The organism is Gordonia sp. Swx-4 (genome assembly GCF_030316175.1).
GTDB classification, from domain to species: Bacteria; Actinomycetota; Actinomycetes; order Mycobacteriales; family Mycobacteriaceae; genus Gordonia; species Gordonia alkanivorans.
Genome location: NZ_CP128197.1, coordinates 812,714 through 834,152 on the forward strand (window position 1 = coordinate 812,714; position 21,439 = coordinate 834,152).

20 protein-coding genes and 1 pseudogene are annotated in these 21,439 nt (G+C 68.1%); 14 read left to right on the forward strand and 7 right to left on the reverse strand.

What is annotated here, in order from left to right; translation table 11 throughout:
- Window positions 1–54: 54 nt before the first annotated feature.
- A complete protein-coding gene (locus PWF70_RS03740) occupies window positions 55–552 on the forward strand; it encodes an HNH endonuclease (RefSeq protein ID WP_005194436.1) in 498 nt (165 codons plus the stop codon).
- Between the two features lie 30 nt (window positions 553–582).
- On the opposite strand, the gene PWF70_RS03745 is transcribed toward PWF70_RS03740, so the two are convergent.
- Window positions 583–1,245: a DUF305 domain-containing protein gene (locus PWF70_RS03745; RefSeq protein WP_035751952.1), complete on the reverse strand. Its 663-nt coding sequence runs from the start codon at window positions 1,243–1,245 to the stop codon at window positions 583–585.
- Complete coding sequence (locus PWF70_RS03750) at window positions 1,242–2,720, reverse strand: LVIVD repeat-containing protein (RefSeq protein WP_286352970.1); 1,479 nt, start codon at window positions 2,718–2,720, stop codon at window positions 1,242–1,244. Before PWF70_RS03750 ends, PWF70_RS03745 begins: the two co-directional genes overlap by 4 nt.
- Before the next feature lie 303 nt (window positions 2,721–3,023).
- On the opposite strand from PWF70_RS03750, the gene PWF70_RS03755 reads away from it, so the two are divergent.
- Window positions 3,024–3,350, forward strand: coding sequence for a hypothetical protein (locus PWF70_RS03755; RefSeq protein WP_006358410.1), 327 nt, complete (start codon window positions 3,024–3,026; stop codon window positions 3,348–3,350).
- Between the two features lie 72 nt (window positions 3,351–3,422).
- On the opposite strand, the pseudogene PWF70_RS03760 reads toward PWF70_RS03755, so the two are convergent.
- Together PWF70_RS03760 and PWF70_RS03765 are read right to left on the reverse strand one after the other, a co-directional pair.
- Window positions 3,423–4,646: pseudogene (locus PWF70_RS03760) on the reverse strand (MFS transporter); the annotation flags it as partial.
- Window positions 4,647–4,650: 4 nt separating this feature from the next.
- On the reverse strand, window positions 4,651–5,511 hold the full coding sequence (locus tag PWF70_RS03765; protein ID WP_286352833.1) for an alpha/beta fold hydrolase: 861 nt from the start codon (window positions 5,509–5,511) through the stop codon (window positions 4,651–4,653).
- A gap of 63 nt (window positions 5,512–5,574) precedes the next feature.
- Here PWF70_RS03765 and PWF70_RS03770 point away from each other — a divergent pair, with 63 nt between their 5' ends.
- Window positions 5,575–6,267 carry an SDR family NAD(P)-dependent oxidoreductase gene (locus tag PWF70_RS03770; RefSeq protein ID WP_006358413.1) on the forward strand — a complete coding sequence of 231 codons (693 nt, stop codon included), beginning with the start codon at window positions 5,575–5,577 and terminating at the stop codon, window positions 6,265–6,267.
- An 8-nt stretch (window positions 6,268–6,275) separates the two neighbouring features.
- On the opposite strand, the gene PWF70_RS03775 is transcribed toward PWF70_RS03770, so the two are convergent.
- Together PWF70_RS03775 and PWF70_RS03780 are read right to left on the reverse strand one after the other, a co-directional pair.
- Complete coding sequence (locus PWF70_RS03775; protein ID WP_286352834.1) at window positions 6,276–7,685, reverse strand: amidohydrolase family protein; 1,410 nt, start codon at window positions 7,683–7,685, stop codon at window positions 6,276–6,278.
- Window positions 7,682–8,866: a CoA transferase gene (locus tag PWF70_RS03780; protein ID WP_286352835.1), complete on the reverse strand. Its 1,185-nt coding sequence runs from the start codon at window positions 8,864–8,866 to the stop codon at window positions 7,682–7,684. Before PWF70_RS03780 ends, PWF70_RS03775 begins: the two co-directional genes overlap by 4 nt.
- A gap of 47 nt (window positions 8,867–8,913) precedes the next feature.
- On the opposite strand from PWF70_RS03780, the gene PWF70_RS03785 reads away from it, so the two are divergent.
- The 5 genes from PWF70_RS03785 (at window position 8,914) to PWF70_RS03805 (ending at window position 13,315) form a co-directional block, all read left to right on the forward strand.
- Window positions 8,914–9,978, forward strand: coding sequence for an enoyl-CoA hydratase/isomerase family protein (locus PWF70_RS03785; protein ID WP_286352836.1), 1,065 nt, complete (start codon window positions 8,914–8,916; stop codon window positions 9,976–9,978).
- Between the two features lie 241 nt (window positions 9,979–10,219).
- The gene (locus PWF70_RS03790) at window positions 10,220–10,885 is read left to right on the forward strand and encodes a crotonase/enoyl-CoA hydratase family protein (RefSeq protein WP_006358417.1); all 666 of its coding nucleotides are present in this window, start codon (window positions 10,220–10,222) and stop codon (window positions 10,883–10,885) included.
- A gap of 54 nt (window positions 10,886–10,939) precedes the next feature.
- Window positions 10,940–11,710, forward strand: coding sequence for an SDR family NAD(P)-dependent oxidoreductase (locus PWF70_RS03795; protein ID WP_006358418.1), 771 nt, complete (start codon window positions 10,940–10,942; stop codon window positions 11,708–11,710).
- Window positions 11,711–11,825: 115 nt separating this feature from the next.
- Window positions 11,826–12,836, forward strand: a complete 1,011-nt coding sequence (locus PWF70_RS03800) for an alpha/beta hydrolase (RefSeq protein ID WP_006358419.1) — start codon at window positions 11,826–11,828, stop codon at window positions 12,834–12,836.
- On the forward strand, window positions 12,833–13,315 hold the full coding sequence (locus tag PWF70_RS03805; protein ID WP_006358420.1) for a MaoC/PaaZ C-terminal domain-containing protein: 483 nt from the start codon (window positions 12,833–12,835) through the stop codon (window positions 13,313–13,315). The genes PWF70_RS03800 and PWF70_RS03805 overlap by 4 nt, the downstream gene beginning before the upstream one ends.
- Before the next feature lie 7 nt (window positions 13,316–13,322).
- On the opposite strand, the gene kstR is transcribed toward PWF70_RS03805, so the two are convergent.
- On the reverse strand, window positions 13,323–13,973 hold the full coding sequence (gene kstR, locus PWF70_RS03810) for a cholesterol catabolism transcriptional regulator KstR (protein WP_005194416.1): 651 nt from the start codon (window positions 13,971–13,973) through the stop codon (window positions 13,323–13,325).
- A 137-nt stretch (window positions 13,974–14,110) separates the two neighbouring features.
- Between kstR and PWF70_RS03815 the strand changes: the two genes are divergently transcribed.
- From PWF70_RS03815 to PWF70_RS03840, 6 genes are all read left to right on the forward strand, one after another.
- Window positions 14,111–16,297 carry an acyl-CoA dehydrogenase family protein gene (locus PWF70_RS03815; protein WP_040004075.1) on the forward strand — a complete coding sequence of 729 codons (2,187 nt, stop codon included), beginning with the start codon at window positions 14,111–14,113 and terminating at the stop codon, window positions 16,295–16,297.
- A 119-nt stretch (window positions 16,298–16,416) separates the two neighbouring features.
- Complete coding sequence (locus PWF70_RS03820; protein WP_006358422.1) at window positions 16,417–17,541, forward strand: acyl-CoA dehydrogenase family protein; 1,125 nt, start codon at window positions 16,417–16,419, stop codon at window positions 17,539–17,541.
- A gap of 2 nt (window positions 17,542–17,543) precedes the next feature.
- A complete protein-coding gene (locus PWF70_RS03825; RefSeq protein ID WP_286352837.1) occupies window positions 17,544–18,743 on the forward strand; it encodes an acyl-CoA dehydrogenase family protein in 1,200 nt (399 codons plus the stop codon).
- Window positions 18,740–19,792: a bifunctional MaoC family dehydratase N-terminal/OB-fold nucleic acid binding domain-containing protein gene (locus PWF70_RS03830; RefSeq protein WP_006358424.1), complete on the forward strand. Its 1,053-nt coding sequence runs from the start codon at window positions 18,740–18,742 to the stop codon at window positions 19,790–19,792. The genes PWF70_RS03825 and PWF70_RS03830 overlap by 4 nt, the downstream gene beginning before the upstream one ends.
- Complete coding sequence (locus tag PWF70_RS03835; RefSeq protein WP_006358425.1) at window positions 19,789–20,232, forward strand: MaoC family dehydratase; 444 nt, start codon at window positions 19,789–19,791, stop codon at window positions 20,230–20,232. The genes PWF70_RS03830 and PWF70_RS03835 overlap by 4 nt, the downstream gene beginning before the upstream one ends.
- Complete coding sequence (locus PWF70_RS03840; RefSeq protein ID WP_006358426.1) at window positions 20,232–21,404, forward strand: lipid-transfer protein; 1,173 nt, start codon at window positions 20,232–20,234, stop codon at window positions 21,402–21,404. The genes PWF70_RS03835 and PWF70_RS03840 overlap by 1 nt, the downstream gene beginning before the upstream one ends.
- Window positions 21,405–21,439 lie beyond the last annotated feature (35 nt).

Consider the following 21,439-nt stretch of genomic DNA (forward strand, 5'->3'; position numbering starts at 1 on the left):
GTCGTGAACCTCGATGGTCGGCGCGCTCACTCGCCCACGCATCGAGGAGTATCCATGACCATCTTCGTCACGAATGCGGGATTACAGATCCTCGCGCGCGTCACCTGGCGTCGCGCTGCCGTCCTGCTGACCACCGAGGTCGCACGCAACGTCGAGGGCACCCCCTTGGTGCGCGTCGTCCATTCGCCGACCGTGTCGCTGCCCATCCACAAGGTGGTGGCCATCAAGCGGGACGCCTACCGTCCGTACGCGGGCAAGACGATGGATTCCTACGCCTCCAATGCGACGATCCTGCGTCGCGACCAATGGATCTGCGCCTACTGCGACGGTCCGGCCGACACCGTGGACCACATCGTGCCGGTGTCGCAGGGCGGCCCCAGCACGTTCGGCAATCAGGTCGCGGCATGCAAGTCCTGCAACGGTTTCAAGGCCAACCGCACCCCGCGGAAAGCGGGAATGGCCTTGCGGCACGCACCCTTCGTCTACGACCCGTGGGCCGTGGACCAGAAGGAGGTCTGGGAGATGTTCATGCTGCATCCCAAGACCGACTGAGAGGTCGGACCGTCAGAGCGTGAGAACCGTTCAGGTGGGCAGGGGTTCGGCGCCGCGTTCCTTGAGCAGCATCGACATCTGGCCGATCTCGTTTCCCTGATCGCTGAGCATGTTCAGGGCGAGCTGCTTGGTCGCCGACCCGGAACGGTCGTCGTTGTACGCCGCCTGCGCCATCTCGAGTCCGCCGCGATGGTGCCGGATCATCAGCTGCAGGAACAGTTTCTCGGCCTCGTCGCCGCGAAGGGTGGCGAGTCGGCCGAGTTCCTCGGTGCTCGCCATGCCCGGCATGAGCGGTGCGTCGGGCGTGGTCCCCGAGCCAGCACCGTGGGAATGTGAATCACCGTGGGACATCCACGACATCGGTTCGTCGGAGGTCAGCGGCAGCTCGAAGAACTGCAGCCAGCCGCGCATGGTCGCGCTCTCCGCGGATTGGGCGACGACGAGCTGGTCGGCCAATCCGCGGATCGTCGGATCCACATCGGGGGCGGCGAGAACTGTGCGGGCCATCAGGAGGGCCTGATCGTGATGCGTCGACATGTCCTGTGCGAAACCGATATCGGAGGGGCTCATCGTCTTCAGGTCGTCCCGCGAGCCGGGTGACCACACCGAACCGATGACCACGCCGACCGCCACGAGCAGGACGGCGAGCGAGGTCAGTCCGGCGATCTGCGTACTGGCGTGCCGGTCGGTCATCCGAGGAAGGAATCCTGATCCGGCGGCGGGATGTAGACCCGGTTGCTCAACTCGAGGGCGTAGAAGCCCCCGTCGGCGCAGGTGGTGAGGATCTTGTTGCCGTGGAACTCCGGCGGGGAGAAGCACCAGTCGGTGGCCATGTCACCACCCACGACCATGCCCATGCGCGGACCGATCATCTCGTTCAGCTTGGCTCGTCCGTTCACGAGAGACATTCCGAGGCTGAGGAATTCGATACCCGGTGCGCCGATGACCGACCCGAGCACATGCGGTGAGTTGGGCCGGGTCAGTGCGGTCGCGCCCTTCTGTGCCGGCGGGTTGTAGTAGGCGATCTCCTTGATGGCGGAGAAGTCCCGGATGTCGAACACGCGGATGCCGGACGATTCCCAGGCGCAGGCCAGCGCCGTCGGATCGTTCGGACGGTCGACCGCGCAGTAGTGCGGGTTGCTGCCGAACAACGAACCGCCCATGGACGAACGGAACTGGGTGTCCAGGTGTTCGGGCAGGTTGATCTCGAGTTTGAGCTGTGCGGCGTAGCGGGGTTTGTTGACCCGGGCGACGTCGAAGATCTTGACGCCGCCCGAGCCGCCCTCGTCGGCCGTGATGACGTGGGGCGTGCCGCGGTAGGTGATCGGGATCGAGTGCTGATTGAGCTGGCCGTCCGGCCACAGGTACGCGGCCACGTGGGGGACCTGCGGATACGGCGCACGACGCTGTACCGCGCTGATGTCGAGGACCGTGACGCCCGCCATGTTCGACAGGTACATGCGATTGCCGTCGGGGGTGATGCCGAAACCGTGACCGAGGAAGCTGTGCAGTCCCTGCCAGATCACCCGCGGGTTTCGCGGATCGGCGACGTCGATCGCGCTCAGGTGACCGGGTGCGACACCCGACGCCCAGTAGGTTCGGCCATCCGGTGACCAGCCGCCCTCGTGCGAGGTGAACGGGATGGGGTAGGCGATGCCGCCGCCACGGGCGTTGAGCAGCTTGGGTCGGGTGCAATCGGAGATGTCGTAGACCGCGAAAAAGCCTGCACCCCAGAGGAGCGGGACCCCGGTCGCGGCGAGGAGTTTGCGTTTCTTGTTGACCTTCAGGGTCTCCCACGTGCCGCCGCGCATCGCGGTGTCGGTCAGCGACCCGACGACCTTCGGGTTCCGGGGATTCGAGGCGTCGATGACCTGGACGCCCGGCTGAGGCAAGAAGTTGTTGCCGGGAAAGAGACTTCCGGTGTAGCTGCAGTGCTCGAAGGATGCGGACACGATGCCGCCGCCCGCACCCGTCACATTGCCGAGTTCGGTCAGGTTGCAGTTGTAGCCCTGCTTGCTCCGGCCCGACTGTCGGTCCTCGGCGCTGACGTCACCCTGCAGGCCCGGTTCCGGCTTGGAGCCCGGACCGCAGTCGGCCTTGGGAACAGAAGTGTCGGAGATGTCCGGGAACCAGTGGTTCGCGGCGGTCGCCGGCGCCGACACCAGCATCGTCGACGCGAGCACTGCCCCCGCGGCAAGGCAGGTGATCGCGTGTAGTCGCCGTCGTGCTGTGGACACATTCCATCGATCTGGCGTCATCGCCCCTCCGATCGTGACCTGAGTCACGCTAACGGCCGGACTGAGACGGTGGGGGTGATTCGTCGAAAGAGGCATGTCGTCGGCACACGCGGCGGGGCATCGGCCATCCGAACGACTCCTGGATCGCCGGGAACATTCCCGGCCCGCACCCGCTCCAAGTATTCGAACGCAGCGAACAGCCCGCACTGTCGGACACCACGAAAGGAACAACCCATGAGCACCCAGATCCCCGCAGACGCAGTCCTGGTCGACACCAATGGCGACGGCCTCGTCGACGCCGCCCTCGCCGACATCGACGGTGACGGCACCACCGACGCCGTCCTCGACACCGACGGTGACGGCTCGGCCGATTCGATCGCCTACGACACCAATGCCGACGGCCAGATCGACCTGATCGAGGCGGACAGCGACGGCGACGGCTACACCGACATCGCGGTCGCCGACACCGACTGCGACGGCACCTTCGACACCGCCGTCGACGATCAGGGCAACGTCTCGGTCGGCGACTTCGGGAGCATCGACGGAAGCGACGCCGTCTGACCCGCCTCTGAGTCCCGAGCCCCCGCACGCAGCCGGTCAGCACAGCTGACCGGCTGCAAGGCGTTTCACCGGTCAGTCGGTGACAGGTTCGGGCCCCGGGCGCGGTCGGCTTCTGCGGTCGGCGACGAAGGCCAGCAACGCGGCGGCCAGACACGCGGCCGCGCCGACGCCCAGGCCGACACGCGGATTGGTGGCCTCGATGACCGCGCCGATCAGTGGACCTCCGATCGGCGTCGATCCCATGAACGCCACCGACCACAGGGCCATGACGCGTCCCCGCATCTGCGGTTCGGCGTTGAGCTGCAGGGTGGCGTTGCCGGTCGACATGAACGTCACACTCAGCCAGCCCACCAGGAACAGCGCGCAGATGGCGGTGATCAGATCAGGTGCCAGCGCGGCCGCGGCGATCGTGATGCCGAATCCGAAGGCGGCCAGCGTGAGCGGCCGCAGGCCGATGGTGCCGCGCGCCGCGACGACCAGACCGCCGACCACCGCGCCGACACCCATGGCCGAGGTCATGAAACCGAGAGCCTGTGGGCCGCCGTCGAAGACGAAGTCCGCGGCGGCCGTCAGGGTGACCGGGAAGTTGTAGGCCAGAGTGCCGACCAGCGCCATCGTGGCGAGCGGAATCCACAGCGAGGGGATGCCGCGGACGTAGCGGATACCCTCGCGCAGCTGGCCTTTCGCACGGGGAACCGGGGTCTCCTGGGTGATCTTCGTGCTGTCGAGCGCGATCAGCGAGGCGACCACCGCGACGAAACTGACCGCGTTGATCGCGAAACACCAACCCGCGCCGACGAGTGTGAGGATGACACCGGCGACGGCTGGACCGACGGCGCGAGCGGCGTTGACCATCACCGAGTTCAGCGTGACAGCATTGCGGATCAGCGATTTCCCGACGATCTGGTGGATGAACGCCTGTCGCGCGGGTTGCTCGAAGGCGTGTCCGAGGCCGAGCAGTACCGCCAGGATCGCCACATGCCACACCGCCACGACTCCGGCGAGGGCGAGCGCGGCCAGCACCGCCGCAAGCAAGCCCATCATCGCCTGGAGGATCGTGAGCAGTCGCCGACGGTCGACGCGGTCGGCGATGACACCGGCATACGGGCCGATCAGGAGAACGGGCAGTGCCTGCAGCGCGACGATCAGGCCGAGAATCGATGCCGACCCGCTCAACGTCAACACCAGCCAGGCCTGGGCGGTGGCCTGCATCCAGGAACCGGTCATCGACACCGTCATACCGGCGAAGAAGATCCGGTAGTTGGGGATGTGCAGCGACGCGAAGACGCTGTCACGCGAATCAGAGGGCGTGGTCGATCACATCCATCAATGCGAGGGGCTGTTCGAGCGGGATGTGATGACCGGCGCCGGCGAGTTCGACGACGCGTGCGGGTTCGTCGAGGCCGGCGGTGACGATGTCGATCATCGCCGGGGTCACGACCCCGTGTTCGCCGTAGACGACGCTGAGCCGGCAGCTGCTCGGCGGGTGCGAGGGGAGATCGGTCAGTTCGTCGGCGAATCCGCGGTCGAACTTCCACCGCCAGCCGTCGTCGTCGCGGACGACCGACTGCCGCGCCACGTGGGCCCTGGCGTAGTCGAGGCTCGGGTGGTCGGGCACGAGCCGGAACCGTTCGAGGGCCGCCTCGGGTGACGGGTAGTGCTTGCTGCCTCGGGGAATGCCTTCCTCGGGCTGGTTTCGCTGGATCTCGTCGAGCATCTCGGCGTCGAGGATGCGGGAGTCGACGAGCACGAGGTTCTCGGTGAGATCGGGGTGGGCGGCCGACGTCCGGATGCCCACGAGCCCGCCCAGGCTGTGCCCCACGAGGACTGCGTCGGTGGTCGCTTCGGCAGCCGTGGCGACCGCGGCGACCTCGTCGGCCCAGATGCCCAGGCTGTAGGCGTCGCGCCAGTCGCTGTCGCCGTGTCCGGACAGATCGAGGGCGACGACGCGACGGTCCTGCGCGTACCGCGGGGCGATGTGGTCCCACCATCCGGCGTGGGCCGCACCACCGTGGACCAGGATCAGGCCGGGGGCGCCGGGTTCACCCCAGCAGCGATAGGTGATCCGCGCACCGTGGACGATGATCGACGAGTGCTCGGGTTCCGTTTCGACTGCTGTGCGGAACCACTCCGGAGCGTCCGCGGTGACGTTCGTGCTCATCGGCATAGCCTTTCACGCATAGGGTGAGATGAATACACACAATCAGACTGGACGGATCGGGTGATGGTGCAAACGGTGATCGTGTCGGGCGGTACGGGCGGATTGGGTTCCGCGGTCACGAGGAAACTGCTCGACGACGGTTGGCGTGTGGTGGTGCCGTGGGTCGTCGAGGCCGAGCTGTCGCGCCTTCCCGACTCCGATCGACTGGTCGCTCTCCAGGCCGATCTGTTCGACGAGTCGTCGGTGGCCGAGGTCGTCGCCGCTGCGGCAGGTGATCCGTCGGCTCCGGTGAAGGCCGTGGTCAATCTGGTCGGCGGGTTCGCGATGGGGGAGCGTGTGGACGCGACCCCGGTCGACGAGTTCGAGCGACTGCTCCGCCTCAACCTGCGTCCGCTGTATCTGCTGTCCGCGGCGGCGATCCCGAAGCTGATCGACGCCGGCGGCGGATCGATCGTCGGAGTGTCGGCGAAGGCCGCGTTCGCACCGTTCTCCGGTGCCGCCGGATACATCACGTCCAAGGCCGCCGTCTGGGCGTTCATCAGCGCCCTCGCCGCGGAGTACAAGGACGACGCCGTCCGGGCCAACGCGATCTTGCCGTCGGTGATCGACACCCCGGGCAACCGTGAGAGCCAGCCGGATTCGTCCCGCAAGGGCTGGGTGTCGCCGGAGGCGATCGCCGAGACCGTCGCCTTCCTGGTGTCCGACGCCTCCGCCGCGGTGACGGGTGCGCAGGTCCCGGTGCCCGGCGTCGGCTGACAATCGGCTCACTCCCCACGCCGGTACGCCATGCGCCCGCGGATCATTGTGCAGCGCACGGAATCCGCGCCTGTCCGTAGCGCGGATTCGAGGGTGTCGTCGAGTAGGACGAGGTCGGCGGGTTCACCGGGACGGACCGTCCGTGGCGCTGCGGCCGGGGTGCTCAGCGGCGTCAGATAGCGACCCAATGCTGTTCCGCGGCTGACCCGTTCGTCGGCGCCGATGGTGCGGCCGTCTGGTGCGAGACGGGTTGCGGCAGCGGCGATCACCGTCCATGGATCGACCGGTCCGTAGGGGGCGTCGCTCGACATCGCGACGGGTGCATCGCGTTCGACGAGTGATGCGCAGCGGTACAGGTCGGCGACATCGGAGGTGTCGAGGCGATCCAGGTAGTCGTCGCCCCGCGCGGTGATGAAGCCGGGTTGGGTGACTATGGGGATCTGTCTGTGGTGCAGCTCCTCGACGGTGTCTGCGGCGATGATCGCGCCGTGTTCGATCCGGTCGTCCGGGTGGCTGCCGACCTCGTCGAGGGCCGCGAGCAGGAGGAGCAGCGCTTCCCGGGTGACGCAGTGCGCGGCGACGCCGCGGCCCCATGAATGCGCGGTGTGGATCTGGTCGCACAGGGTTGGGAAGTCGGGGAGGTCGGAGTCGGCGAGGACGATCTTGAACGGTCCGACAGTCACGGTCGGTGGGAGGTCGGGTGTCGCGTCGAGTGGGACGCCCAGCAGGTGAAGTCGTTGTGGCACTGCTCCGTTCGTGTGCGAGGAGACGAGCGCGATGAGGGACTCGTCGGACAGGTTCGGCGTGGCGTCGGTGACCCCGGTGATGCCGTATCGGGCCAGTTCGGAACCGACGTGTTTCAGATCCGGCGGCCGGGCGTGCCCCATCCGCTCCCGAAGCCAATCGTCGGCGCGCCACACCCGCCCGGTCGGTGCTCCGGAGTCGTCTCGCTCGACGCCGGGATGATCGGCGGTCCGCAACCCGACGCCCACGGCGGCTGCGGTGTTGAGGAACCACACCGCTCCGCTGCGGTGCTGGATGCGGACCGGCCGGCGGGCGTGGAGCTGATCGAGGGCGGCGGAATCGAGAAGTCCGGCAACGGTCTCCACATAGCCGATGCCGCGGACCCAGCCGGAGGTGTCGGGGGCGCGGTCCAGGGCGGCGCCGAGATCGCCGGCGCTGGTTACCTGGGGTGGACCACACTGTACCGACGCCGAGGCCGCAGCCAGCGCGTGGAGGTGGATGTGATGGTCGTGGAGACCCGGGATGAGTGCACCGCCGTCGGCGTCGATGACGTCGAATCCCGTTGTCGCGTCGCCCGTGAGGTCCACGCCGACCGTGGTGATCATGCCGTCGTCCACGGCCACGTCGCGGATGCCCTCGGGGAGTGACACCCCACGGAACAGGTTGCCGTTCATCGGGTTCCTCCACCGCCGGCGCGTGCTCGGGGTGGATCGAGGGGCACTGTGCCGGAACCGGTGTCGACCACCCATTGATCGCCGTCGCGACGCGTGGGCGGGGACGGTTGACCGCCGAGGGTCGAGGCGACCGTGGCGCGCATGGAGATGTCCCACAGTGTCCCGTTGCCGGGCTCGCACATTGCCAGCGCGGCGGCGGTCAGACCGGCCAACGGATCGGCGATCGCGTCGCCCACGAACATCGGGCCCGCGTCGTCGGCGGCGACCAGACCCGCCGAGGCTGCGATGTCGTCGCCGAAGCCGATCCGGTGGGAGTCGCGTCCGGCCGCGGTGATGGACAGCCAGGTGATCCCGTTGGCGACGAAATCCTCGGCGCGCAGACCGAATCGGCGTAGCGCTCGTGGTCGGGATGCCTCGATCACGATGTCGGCCGCGGCCACGAGTCGGTGAAGCGCTTCGCGTTCAGCGGCGATGGACGGGTCGAGCACGGCGGATTCGTGGCCGTCGTGGAGCAATCGGTAGAAGTCCTGGTTTCCGCGTCGCGCGCCGTCCGGACGTTGCGGTGTCTCGACTTTCACCACCCGCGCTCCCGCGAGACCCAGCAGGTGTGCGCACAGTGGCCCGGCCCAGAGGGCGCTGAAATCGACGACGAGCAGACCGTCGACCGGACGGGGAACACCGTTCGGCCGCAATGCGTCACGCGCTGCGTCAGCGATCGCGGCGCCATGTGCGACACCGCCGCCCGCGATGCCCAACAGTGCAGCACGTTCGTCGAAGTCTGCTCGGGAGTGTCCGGCGAGCCAGGCGGCGACCTTCGGCCAGAGATCGTCCCCGGTGACCTCGCTCTCGATCAGCGCGCCCAGCAGGAGGGGGTCGTCTGGGCGTGCGCAACTCACCGCGACCCAGCCGTCCGATGCGGGAAGCAGGCGCCCCGATCCGCCGGGGGTGAGGTCTCCCTGGCGGCGGTGACCCGTCAGTGCCGCGCGCTCTCCCAGCAGTGCGGCACCGTCGACGTCGACCGCGCCGGCGCTTGCCGTGCGGATCCAGTCGGTGAGTTCGCGCGCCCGTGCCGCGGCATGGCCGGGCGGAATGAGCGGCGGGCCGTCGGGCCTACCGGTGAGATGCGGGATCCCGCTCTCCGCCCAGGCGCGCACCGGATCATGGGACGCAGGGCTGGACACGGGCGAAATGCTACCGTCCGCAGGTAAAGCTCAGGAGGTTCACTGCCGTGCACGCCCGCCGTATCTCGATCGCCGATCTCGCCGCCGAACCGGTCGTCGGCGGCGGAGGCCTGTTCGGGGATGGTGCCGCTGTCTCACTCCCGCTGGTGCTGGTGGACCTCGACACCGCGGATGGCGTGACCGACGGTGACCTGACCCGGGCCGTCGACCGTGCCTCGGCGTCGGACGTGATCCTGATGGGAACTTCGACGGGCCCGCTCGACGACGCGCTGAACCCGCTGCTGGAGGCACTCGATCTCACCTGTGCCCCGACCGGAACCGGCCACCGGAGTGTGGTGGCCGCCGACGACGTCGACGCGGCTGTCGCAGTGTTCACCGATGCCGTCTCACGCTGCCCCCAGGCATCTCTCGTCGCCGCGCAGGTGGTCCGAGCCGCCGAACCGCTCGACCCCGTCGCGGCGATCGACGTCGAATCGCTGGGCTACTCGACACTCCAGGGCGGCGACGAGTTCGGTCGGTGGCTGGAGGCGCGTCGAGCGAAAGGACGACCTCTTCCACCGCCCGCCGTCGACCCGGTGCTGCTGGACCGACAGGCCGGAACCCTGCGGATCACCCTCAACCGGCCCGGACGCCGTAACGCGTACGGGACGGCCCGGAGAGACGCGCTCGTGGAGGCGTTGCGCCTCGCGGTCCTCGACGACTCGATCGACCGCATCATCATCGACGGCGCGGGCAGCTCCTTCTGTGCCGGCGGCGACCTCGACGAGTTCGGCCACATGCCCGACTCGTCGACCGCCCATCTGATCCGCACGCGCGGTGGGGCCGGCCGGTTGGTGTCCACGCTGGCTGACAAAGTCGAAGTCCGGCTGCACGGGCACTGCGTCGGCGCGGGTATCGAGATCCCCGCCTTCGCCGGGCACATCGTCGCCGCGCCGGACACCCGCATCCGCCTCCCAGAGGTGGCGATGGGCCTCATCCCTGGAGCGGGCGGAACCGTGAGCGTTCCCCGGCGCATCGGACGGTGGCGTGCGCTGTACCTGTTCGTCACAGGTGCCGAGATCGACGCCCAGCAGGCACTGGACTGGGGACTGGTCGACGAGATCCGGGAGTAGACCCGTTCCCGCAGACCCACCCCTTTTCCGTATTTCCACCCCCTAGCCGGGTAGTGGGTTTACGGAAAAGGGGTGGGTTTGCGGACGGGGTCGTGGAACTTGTCTAACTCAGTTGGTTCATTTTCCCCATTCGGCGACCGGTCTCTGCTTACGATGACCCCCGAGCTGCGGCCGACGCCGCCCGATTTCGCGTGAGCGCGTCCGCAGCGATCGTCGAAAATCGGTGAGGGGTCAGCGACACATGTCCGACGCAGTTCTCGTGGAGCGCCGGGGGCGCATCCTCGTCATCACGATCAACCGGCCACAGGCGCGCAACGCGATCAACCACGAAGTGAGCCAGTCGCTCGCCGACGCGATGGACGAGCTCGACGACAGTCCGGAGCTGTCGGTCGCCATCCTGACCGGCGCGGGCGGGAACTTCTGCGCGGGAATGGATCTGAAGGCCTTCGCGGCCGGCGAGTCGGTTGCCATCGAGGGTCGCGGTCTGGGCTTCACACAGAAGCCGCCGGCCAAGCCCGTCATCGCCGCCGTCGAGGGCTACGCACTCGCGGGCGGAACCGAGCTGGTTCTCGCGACCGACCTCGTCGTCGCGTCGAAGTCGGCGAAGTTCGGCATCCCCGAGGTCAAGCGCGGCCTCGTCGCGGGCGCCGGTGGACTTCTCCGGCTGCCCAAGAAGATCCCGTACCAGAAGGCCCTCGAATTGGCGCTGGCGGAACGCATCACCGAGAACGGTCCACTGGCCGTCGCGGTCACCAAGCGGATCATCGCCGAGTCGGAATCGTGGAGCGACGACGAGAAGTGGGACCGCCAGGGTCGCCTGCTCGCGCCGGTCTTCACCTCGAAAGATGCGATCGAGGGCGCCCGCGCGTTCGCCGAGAAGCGCAAGCCCGAGTGGACCGGCGCCTGAGTCAACTGCATGTGCCCAACCGATCAGCACGTGAAATCGATGTGAGGAGAACAGATGTCGTTCGAGGGTGAAGTCGCGGTCGTCACCGGCGGTGCAGGTGGACTCGGTGCGGCGACGGTGCGTCGGCTGCACGCCGCCGGTGCGTCGGTCGTGATCGCCGATCTGGCCGACCAGCCGGCGAAGGAACTCGCGGAAGAGCTGGGGGAGCGGGCGATCTATGCGCGCACCGACGTGCTCGACGACGACTCCGTGAACGCCGCGCTCGAGCAGGCGGGGGAACTCGGCGAGCTGCGCTACGCGGTCATCGCGCACGGCGGATTCGGTGTGGCACAGAAGATCGTCGGCCGCGACGGCTCGCCCGCCGAGATGAAGGGGTTCGTCAAGACCCTCAACCTGTATCTCACCGGCACCTACAACGTCCTGCGGCTGACCGCGGCCAAGTTGGCGGCCGGTGAACCCAAGGATTCCGGGGAGCGCGGCGCGATCGTGATGACCAGCTCGATCGCCGGCTACGAGGGGCAGGTCGGCCAGACCGCCTACGCCGCCGCCAAGGCCGGGGTCTTGGGTCTCACCCTGTCCGGCGCGCGCGACCTCGGCTCGGTTGCCGTGCGCCTGAACACCATCGCCCCCGGCACGATGCGGACGCCGATCATGGAGTCGATGGGGGAGGAGGCGCTCACCAAGTTCGCCGCCGGCGTGCCCTACCCCAAGCGCCTCGGTCTTCCCGACGAATTCGCCGCGCTGGCGCAACACCTGCTCGAGAACAACTACATCAACGGAGAGATCGTGCGCCTCGACGGTGCTCAGCGGTTCCAGCCACGCTGACCGGGCCTGCCGCACATCACAAAAGCACAACGACGACCGTCTCGGCTTGGGGTGCTCCGTCGATCCCGGTTACCTTTGTTAAGTCTGAGAACATTGTTAACCAAAGGGGCTATTGGTGCGTTCCTCGTGGAAGAGGCGACTGGCTGTCGTCGCGTGTGCCGTCGCGGTTGCGGCGACCGGATGGGCGCCGGCGGCTCTTGCTGCGCCGGCACCCGACCCCAATCGCGCACGAATCGACACCGTCATCCACGACTCGGCCCAGCAGACGACGCTGATCGTCTACTCGGCCGCGATGCGCCGGCTGGTCCCGGTCAACGTCCTGCGCCCCAAGGACCTCACCAAGCCACGCCCGACCCTATACCTCCTCAACGGTGCCGGCGGCGGCGAGGACTCGGCGACCTGGGCGGCGAAGACGCAGTACTCGAAGTTCTTCCGCGACAAGCAGGTCAACGTCGTGACGCCCATCGGCGGTGCGTTCTCGTACTACACCGACTGGCAGCGTGACGACCCGGTGCTCGGCCGCAACAAGTGGACGACGTTCCTGACCAAGGAACTCCCGCCGTTGGTGGACAGGGAGTTCAACACCACTCGCAAGAACGCGATCGCGGGCATCTCGATGGCCGGCACCTCCGTGCTGAACCTCGCCATCTCCGCACCGCGGCTCTACAAGTCGGTGGCAGCCTACAGCGGTTGCGCCCGAACCAGTGATCCGTTGGGGCAGACCTACATCCGGATGGTCGTCGCCGACCGCGGCATGGGCAACGTCGACAACATGTGGGGTCCGATCAACTCGTCGGGATGGCGCAAGAACGACCCGTACGTCAACGCCGCGAAGCTGCGGGGCACCAAGGTCTACATGACCAGCGGCACCGGCCTCCCCGGCTGGTACGACCGCCTCGAGGCCCCGCTGGTCGCCGGAGACCCGGCGACGCTGGCCAACCAGGTGATCCTCGGCGGAGTCATCGAAGCCGCCGTCAACGAGTGCACCAAGCAGATGGCGCAGCGTATGCGCGCGCTGAAGGTTCCGCACACGGTGCTGTTCCGGCCTGACGGCACCCACTCCTGGGGTTACTGGGAACGCGATCTCAAGACCACCTGGCCGATGATCGCCAAAGATCTGAAGTGAGCGAAGCCGACCGATTGTGGGCTGACGATCTCGAGGCCGGACAGGTGTTCCGTTTCGGCACTCACCACGTGACCGAGGACGAACTGCTCGACTTCGCCCGCACCTGGGACCCGCAGGACTTCCACACCGACAAGGCCGCGGCCGAGGCCGGCGTCTACGGCGGGCTGATCGCCAGTGGTCTGCACACGATGTCGATCTATCAGAAGCTCGCGGTGACCGGGGTCCTGTATCGCTGGAAGGTCATCGCGGGCAAGCGACTTGCCGATGTCGTGTTCCTCCGGCCGGTGCGTCCCGGTGACACGTTGACCGGTTCGCTGACCATCGACGCCGTCGACTTCGACGACCGCAATCGCGCGCTCGTCAGGTCGACGTCGGAAGTGGTGAACGACGCCGGGAAGCCGGTGATGCGGACCGTCGTAGAGGCGTACGTACACGCTCGGCCGGCCGGCACCCCTCTGCCGGCCGACCGGGACGACTGAATTCAGCTCAGTTGGCGCGGTCCTTCAGCAGCAGCCGGACCGTGAGCTCGAGGCGATTGGTGACGTCGGTGGCCGACGCGCGTCGGGTCAGCCACTGCACGAGGTTCGACATCCACACGTCGGAGAGCACGCGCGCGATCGCGAGATCCTCTTCGGTGGGTTCGCCCACGCCCACGATGGCACCGGCGAGGAGCCGGTCGATGATGCCGGCGACCTGATCGACCTCGGCGGTCGCCGACGCGTCGGCGAACATGAAGGCGCGGGTCATCGCCTCGGTGAGCAGCGGGTCGCGCTGCATCGCGAAGGTGATCATGTCCAGTACGTGGCGCAGGCGGTCGATCGCGGTGTCGCCCCGCAGTTGTGAGCGGTCGACCTTCGACTCGACGCGTTCGAACTCGCGCGCCAGTGCGGTCACCAGCAGGTGGACCTTGGACGGGAAGTAGCGGTAGAGCGTGCCGACCGCGACGTCGGCCTTGTCGGCGACGGTGCGCATCTGGACGGCGTCGTAACCGCCCTTGGAGGCCAGAGCGAGCGTCGCGTCGAGGATGCGGCGGCGGCGTTCGCGCTGCGCGGTGGAACCGGCTTCGGGCGACGCGGCAGGGGTTGCGGCCCCCGCTGGGGCGTCGACCGCGGCGTTGCCTGGTGCAGAGCGGGCCATGTGTGTACGGACATCCTCACGTGATCGGCGACCGGGGAGGCGGGGGATTCACGGGTGGCTACCCGATCACCTCCACCCATGGCATATTAGAACAGGTTCTAATTATTCCTCACAACTCGACATACAGAGGATCACTCGTGACAATCGCCACGTCTCCCGAACAACAAGCCGTATGCCACAGTATCGAGTCCTGGGCGCGCGCCGCGAAGGTGACCGAACTCGTCCGTTCCGACCTCGACAAGCCGCGCGACCAGTGGACACAGCTGTTCGGTCAGCTCGCGGACTTCGGTGTGTTCGCGGCCGCGGTGCCGGAGGCGTCCGGTGGTCTCGGGGCGGGATTCGTCGACGTGGCGGCGATGGTCGAGCAGTGCGGCATCGAATTGGTCCCGGGGCCCGTCGTCCCGACGGTGACCGCTGCTATCGCGCTGTCCACCAGCGCCGATGCCCGGGCGCAGGCGCTCCTCGACCAGGTTCTCGAAGGTGCGCTACCCATCGTGACGCCGGTCGCGAGCCACGCCGGCGGGGCGGCCGCACCGCTGTCCGACGCCATCGACCTCGGGCTCGTCGGCGGCTACTCCGAGGGTGTCGCGGTCCTCGCGGCGCTCGACGTCCCCGGTCGCGAGGGTCGCTGGTGGATCCTCCCGCCGAACGTCGGCAGCGCCGACATCGCGCCGGAGACCCCGCTCGACGGCACCACCTCAGTGGCCCGCGTGCGCCTGACCGGTGTCACCGCCGACGACCTCGTCGAACTACCCGATGCGCCGCTCGTCGAGGGGCTGCTGTCGGCGACGCTTGCTGCGTATCAGAGCGGCGTCACCCGCTGGACCCTCGACACCGCGGTCGACTACGCCAAGGTCCGCACACAGTTCGGTGCGCCGATCGGATCGTTCCAGGCGATCAAGCACATCTGTGCCGAGATGCTCTGCCGCAGCGAAGAGGTCACGGCCGTCGCATGGGACGTGGCCGGTGCGGTCGACGAGGTGCTCAACGCCTCCTCCGACGAACTCGCCTCTGCGCGAGAACAACTCGAGATCAGCCGGCTCGCCGCCGACGTCGTGGTGGCCCAGGCGCCCGCTGCCACGGCCAAGGACTGCATCCAGGTGCTCGGCGGGATCGGGTTCACCTTCGAACACGACGCGCATCTCTACCTGCGGTCCGCACTCGCCGCGCAGGCGGCTCTGGACCATGCGCACGATGCCGCCACCGCGCTCGCCGACCGCGGGCTCGCCGGTGCACGCCGGCGCTTCGCCCTCGACCTGTCGCAGGTCGAGGACAAGCGGAACGAGGTCCGCGAGACGGTCGCACGCATCGCGGCGGCCGACGCCGACGACCAGCGGCGCGTCCTCGCCGAGACCGGTTACCTCACCCCGCACTGGCCGGCGCCGTACGGACTCGGTGCCGATGCGGCCCTGCAGTTGCTCATCGACACCGAACTCGACGCGGCCGGCGTCGTCCGGCCCGACCTCGTCATCGGCGCCTGGGCGATTCCGACGATCCTGTCCCACGGCACCGACGCGCAGCGCGAACGCTTCGTCGCCCCGACCCTCGCCGGCGAGATCGTCTGGTGCCAGCTGTTCAGCGAACCGGAGGCCGGTTCCGACCTCGCCGCGCTGCGTACCAAGGCGGAGCGCGTCGACGGCGGCTGGAGCCTGTCCGGTCAGAAGATCTGGACCTCGCAGGCGCACAACGCGCAGTGGGCCATCTGTCTGGCGCGCACCGACGCCGAGGCCCCCAAGAACAAGGGGATCACCTACTTCCTCGTCGACATGTCCTCGCCGGGCATCGACATCCGGCCGCTCCGCGAGCTGACCGGTCGCGCCAACTTCAACGAGGTCTTCCTCGACGACGTCGTCGTGCCCGACGACTGCATGGTCGGCGAGGTGAACAACGGCTGGCGGTTGGCCCGCACGACCCTCGCGAACGAACGCGTGGCGATGGGCGGGTCCGGGCTCGGCAAGGAGATGGAGTCGCTGCTGCGTCAGGTGCAGGGCATGACGCGCGACCTCTCCGACGCCGAACGGGTGGCACTCGGCAGCCAGTTCGCCGACGCACATGTCGGTCGGGTCCTCGACGCCCGTGCCGCCACCCAGCAGCTCGCCGGACTCGACCCGGGTGCGCTGTCCAGCGTCCGCAAATTGATCGGTGTGCAGCACCGCCAGTCGGTGCCCGATCTCGCCCTGCGGCTCCTCGGCGTGCAGGGCCTGGCGGCCACCGATGCGTCCGACGCGGTGCTGCAGAACCGCTGTCTGTCGATCGCCGGTGGAACGACCCAGATTCTCAAGACCGCGGCGGCGGAACGCATTCTCGGTTTGCCGCGCGGCTGACCGGTCGCGGCTGCGCGAAACCGCAGATAAAGCCGGATCTCTACCCTCTGATGCGCCGACTCTGATACAACTAGAACAAGTTCTAGTTCTGTAGTTCGCGCACGGTGAGGAGACGCAGGGTGGACTTTGCCCTGGACGGCACGGCGATCGCGGTTCGCGACGTCGCGGAGGACGTGTTCGCACGACGACAACCCGACTGGGAGTCGACCTTCGGCAGGCGGGATTCCGGTGGGTCGGGAGCAGGTGATCAGATCGGTGGCTTCGACACCGAGACCTGGCAGGCGCTCGTCGACGCCGGGCTGCTCGCGTTGCCGTTGCCGGCCGACCGCGACGGTGACGACGTCGACGAGGCGGGGCTGCTGCCGCTGTTCCGACGGATGGGGCGAGCCGCCGCGGTGACCCCCGCGCTCGGCACCCTGACCGCCGCGCTCGTCTTCGCCGAGGCCGCCGGGAACGGTGCGGACGTATGGTCGCGCTGGGGCGAGTCCCTGACCGCCGGGCGCTGGGCCGCCATCGCGATCGGTGAACACGGCGACCCGCTGACGCCGACTCCGCAGACCAGTGTCCGTGGCGGTCGCCTCAACGGCACGAAGGTCGGGGTCCTGCACGCCGAGGGTGCCTCGGTCCTGCTCGTCACGTCCGACGCCGGCGTCGTGGCCATCTCCCCGACGGCCGACGGTGTCACGCTCACGCGCACCCCGTCGTCGAGCGGTTGGGGCGAGTACACGGTCACCTTCGACGACGTCGCCGTCGACGATGCCGATGTCGTCAGTCGTGAGCTGTCGGTCCTGCGCGACCGGTACCGGCTCGCGCTGTGTGCCTACGCCGACGGTCTCGTCGCCGGGGCCACCCGGCTCACCGCCGACCACGTCTCGACGCGCGAACAGTTCGGCAAGCCGATCGCACTGTTCCAGGCCGTCGGTCAGCAGCTCGCCGACATCTACGTCGTCGGTCGCTCGATGGACCTGTCCACCACCGCTGCCGCGTGGCGACTGTCCGAAGGCCTCGACGCTGCAACCGATCTCGGCGTCGCCGCGTACTGGCTCGCCGAGGAGATCCCGCCGACCCTGCGGGCGATGACCCACCTGCACGGCGGAATCGGCGTAGACATCACCTACCCGCTGCACCGGTACTTCTCCGTCGCCAAGGACCTCGCCCGCCTGGTGGGTGGGGCCGCCGTGCGGCTCGACGAACTCGCCGACATCACCGAGGGCACTGCCCCGGCCGACCGAGTACAGGGGTGAGCATGTTCATCGATCTGACGCCCGAGCAGCGCGCGCTGCGTGAGGAACTCCGGGAGTACTTCGCCGACCTGGTGACCCCGGAAGAAGCGAAGGTCATGCTGACCGAGCGGCACGGGCCCACCTACCGCAAGGTCATCAAGCGCATGGGCGACGACGGCTGGCTCGGCGTGGGCTGGCCGAAGGAGTTCGGCGGCAAGGGATTCGGGGAGATCGAACAGCAGATCTTCACCAACGAGGCCGTCCGGGCCGATGTCCCGCTGCCGTCGGTCACCCTGCAGACCGTCGGTCCGACCCTCCAGGTCCACGGGACCGAGGAGCAGAAGCGCATCTTCCTGCCCGCGATCCTCGCCGGCGATGTGCACTTCGCCATCGGTTACACCGAACCCGAGGCCGGTACCGACCTGGCGTCGCTGAGTACCACCGCAGTGCTCGACGGCGACCACTACGTGGTCAACGGCCAGAAGATCTTCACCACCGGTGGGCATGACGCCGATTACATCTGGCTGGCCGTGCGCACCGACAGTGCTGAGAGGGCCCGCTCGCGAAGCTCCCGGCGCCCGGACGCGCCCAAGCACAAGGGCATCTCGATCCTCATCGTGGACACGAGGGATCCCGGGTTCAGCTGGACGCCGATCATCACCGCCGACGGTGCCCACCACGTGAACGCCACCTACTACCAGGACGTGAAGGTCCCGGTGACGATGCGCGTGGGCGAGGAAGGCGACGGTTGGAAGCTGATCACCACGCAGCTCAACCACGAGCGCGTCATGCTCGGACCGGCCGGACGCATCGACGGTCTGGCGGCCCGACTGCGTGCCTGGACGCAGCGTCCGGGTCCCGACGGCACCGTGATCGCGAAGCATCCCGACGTGCGCCGGGCGCTGGCCACCATCGACGCCTACGGCCGGATCAACGAACTGCTCAACTGGCAGGTCGCCTCCACCGGTGAGGCGATCTCCATGGCCGATGCCGCCGCGACGAAGGTGTTCTCCACCGAACGCATCCAGTCGGTGTGCCGGATGGCGAACGAAATCATCGGCCGCTACGGCGATTTCACCGATCCGGAGACCGCCGCCCTGGTGGACTGGCTCGACGTCCAGCAGAAGCGCCACGTCGTCATCACCTTCGGCGGCGGGGTCAACGAGGTCATGCGCGACATGATCGCCACCGCCGGACTCGGACTCCCGAGGGCCAAGCGTTGAGCACCCCCGAGCTGACCGGTACCGAATTGACCGAAGACGAGGCGATCCGCGCTGCCGCGCAGACAATCATGGACGACGGTGCGAGTGCACCGGTGCGTGGGCGCGATCCGATCAACCAGCCGATGATCAACAACTGGGTCGAGGCGATGGGCGACGAGAACCCCATCTACGTCGACGATGCCGCGGCACGCGCTGCCGGACACCCCGGCGTGGTGGCGCCGCCGGCGATGGCCCAGGTGTGGACCATGCGCGGCCTCAACGGCGTACGCACGGCCGACGATCCGCTCGGACGCGCGACACAGCTCTTCGACGACGCGGGCTTCACCTCGGTGGTCGCGACCAACTGCGACACCGTGTACCACCGCTACATCCGGCCGGGCGAACAGGTGTCGTTGTCGGCCGAACTCATCGAGATCGTCGGCCCCAAGAACACCGCGCTCGGTGAGGGCTGGTTCTTCACCACGCGCAACGTGTGGTCGGTGCCTGACGAGAACGGTGTAGACGAGGTCGTCGCGGAGATGCGGTTCCGCATCCTCAAGTTCCGCCCGGCCGCGAAGGACGCTGCACCCGAGCCGGTTTCGTCTATACCCGACGATCTCGACCCGGCCCGGTTGCTCAAGCCGAGCGTCTCACGCGACACCGCCTTCTTCTGGGAGGGCGTGGCGGCACACGAGCTGCGCATCCAGCGCGACGGCGAGGGCGCGCTGCGACACCCGCCGGTCCCGGCGACATGGAAGCCCCGCGAGGCCGACGGTTCGGTGCCGGAGACCGACTACGTGGTCGCGTCGGGAACCGGCACCGTCTACAGCTATGTGGTCCATCGTGCCCCCAAGGTCCCCGGCCGGCAGCTGCCGTTCGTCGTCGCCCTCGTAGAGCTCGACGAAGGTGTGCGGATGCTGGGAGAACTGCGTGGCGTCGAACCGGAGGACGTGGAGATCGGCATGCCGGTGCGGGTGACCTTCCTGGACTTCCCGGCCCGCGACGACGCGGGGACGCCGGCGTGGACGCTGTACGCCTGGGAGCCGGCAAGCGAAGGGGGAGAAGCATGACCAGTGTCGCCACTCCGGCGGTGAACGTCGGAACCGCCCTGCCGCCTTTGGTCATCGAAGCGACCCCGACCTTCGTCGTCGCGACGGCACTCGCCACCCGCGACTTCCAGGATGTGCATCACGACCGCGACCTCGCGCAGGCCAAGGGGTCCAAGGACATCTTCGTCAACATCCTGACCGACACCGGTCTGGTCGAGCGCTTCGTCACCGACTGGGCGGGACCCACCGCCCGAATCCGTTCGATCTCACTGAAACTGGGCGTGCCGTGGTACGCCTACGACTCGGTCACCTTCACCGGTGAGGTCACCGAGGTCGCCGACGACGGCCTGCTGACGGTCGCCGTCACCGGAACCAATTCGCTGGGCAAGCACGTCATCTCGACGGTGACCCTCACCATCGGCGAGGGTGCCTCGAGTTCGTCGCAAGGGGAGGGGCACTGATGGGCGGGTTGTCCGGACAGGCGGCTATCGCCGGCATCGGGGCCACCGAGTTCTCCAAGGACTCCGGGCGGAGCGAGCTGCGGCTCGCGGCGGAGGCGGTGTCGGCGGCGATCGCCGATGCGGGTCTGACCCCGGCCGACGTCGACGGACTCGTCACGTTCACCATGGACACCAACAGCGAGATCTCGGTCGCCCGGGCCGTCGGAATCCCCGAGCTGACCTACTTCTCGCGGATTCACTACGGCGGCGGCGCAGCGTGCGCGACCGTGCAGCAGGCCGCGATGGCGGTGGCGACCGGGGTCGCCGACGTCGTCGTCGCCTACCGTGCGTTCAACGAACGGTCGGGACTGCGGTTCGGACAGGTGAATTCGGCGGTCGCCAACCAGGAGAACTCCTCGGGCACGGAGAACGCCTTCAGCTACCCGCACGGGTTGTCGACGCCGGCGGCGTTCGTCGCGATGATCGCCCAGCGGTACATGCACGACTACGGCGCCACCAGTGAGGATTTCGGCCGAATCGCGGTCGTCGACCGCAAGCATGCCGCGGTCAATCCAGACGCCTTCTTCTACGAGAAGCCGATCACCCTGGAGGACCACCAGAACTCCCGGTACATCGCCGAGCCGTTGCACCTGCTCGACTGCTGTCAGGAGTCCGACGGCGGTGTCGCGCTGGTCATCGTGTCGGCCGAGCGTGCCAAGGACCTGCCGAACACACCGGCCGTGATCGCTGCGGCCGCAGCCGGTTCCGCGGCCGACCAGTTCATCATGACCAGCTACTACCGCGACGAGCTGGCATCGCTGCCCGAGATGGGTCTCGTCGGACGGCAGCTGTGGTCGCAGTCCGGCCTCGGTCCCGCGGACATGGACATGGCCGTCCTGTACGACCACTTCACCCCGTACACGCTCCTCCAGCTCGAGGAGCTGGGTTTCTGCGGACGCGGTGAGGCCAAGGACTTCGTCCGTGAACCCGGTGCCCTGGAGGTGGGCGGCCGCCTGCCGCTCAACACCCACGGTGGCCAGCTCGGTGAGGCCTACATCCACGGCATGAACGGCATCGCCGAAGCCGTCCGTCAGATCCGGGGTACCTCCGTCAACCAGGTCGACGACGCCGAGAAGGTCGTCGTCACCGCCGGAACGGGCGTCCCCACAAGCGGGTTGGTGCTCACCGCATGACCGGAACCGCAGCCACCACCCACATCAGTCCCGAC

Excerpts from the sequence above, each read along its gene's own strand:
- PWF70_RS03775 (WP_286352834.1), bottom strand. The coding sequence starts at position 7,685 with ATGAACGGCAACCTGTTCCGTGGGGTGTCACTCCCCGAGGGCATCCGC.
- PWF70_RS03840 (WP_006358426.1), top strand. The coding sequence starts at position 20,232 with ATGGGCGGGTTGTCCGGACAGGCGGCTATCGCCGGCATCGGGGCCACC.
- PWF70_RS03745 (WP_035751952.1), bottom strand. The coding sequence starts at position 1,245 with ATGACCGACCGGCACGCCAGTACGCAGATCGCCGGACTGACCTCGCTC.
- PWF70_RS03825 (WP_286352837.1), top strand. The coding sequence starts at position 17,544 with ATGTTCATCGATCTGACGCCCGAGCAGCGCGCGCTGCGTGAGGAACTC.
- PWF70_RS03750 (WP_286352970.1), bottom strand. The coding sequence starts at position 2,720 with ATGCTGGTGTCGGCGCCGGCGACCGCCGCGAACCACTGGTTCCCGGAC.
- kstR (WP_005194416.1), bottom strand. The coding sequence starts at position 13,973 with ATGGCCCGCTCTGCACCAGGCAACGCCGCGGTCGACGCCCCAGCGGGG.
- PWF70_RS03790 (WP_006358417.1), top strand. The coding sequence starts at position 10,220 with ATGTCCGACGCAGTTCTCGTGGAGCGCCGGGGGCGCATCCTCGTCATC.
- PWF70_RS03740 (WP_005194436.1), top strand. The coding sequence starts at position 55 with ATGACCATCTTCGTCACGAATGCGGGATTACAGATCCTCGCGCGCGTC.
- PWF70_RS03795 (WP_006358418.1), top strand. The coding sequence starts at position 10,940 with ATGTCGTTCGAGGGTGAAGTCGCGGTCGTCACCGGCGGTGCAGGTGGA.
- PWF70_RS03835 (WP_006358425.1), top strand. The coding sequence starts at position 19,789 with ATGACCAGTGTCGCCACTCCGGCGGTGAACGTCGGAACCGCCCTGCCG.
- PWF70_RS03765 (WP_286352833.1), bottom strand. The coding sequence starts at position 5,511 with ATGAGCACGAACGTCACCGCGGACGCTCCGGAGTGGTTCCGCACAGCA.
- PWF70_RS03755 (WP_006358410.1), top strand. The coding sequence starts at position 3,024 with ATGAGCACCCAGATCCCCGCAGACGCAGTCCTGGTCGACACCAATGGC.
- PWF70_RS03770 (WP_006358413.1), top strand. The coding sequence starts at position 5,575 with ATGGTGCAAACGGTGATCGTGTCGGGCGGTACGGGCGGATTGGGTTCC.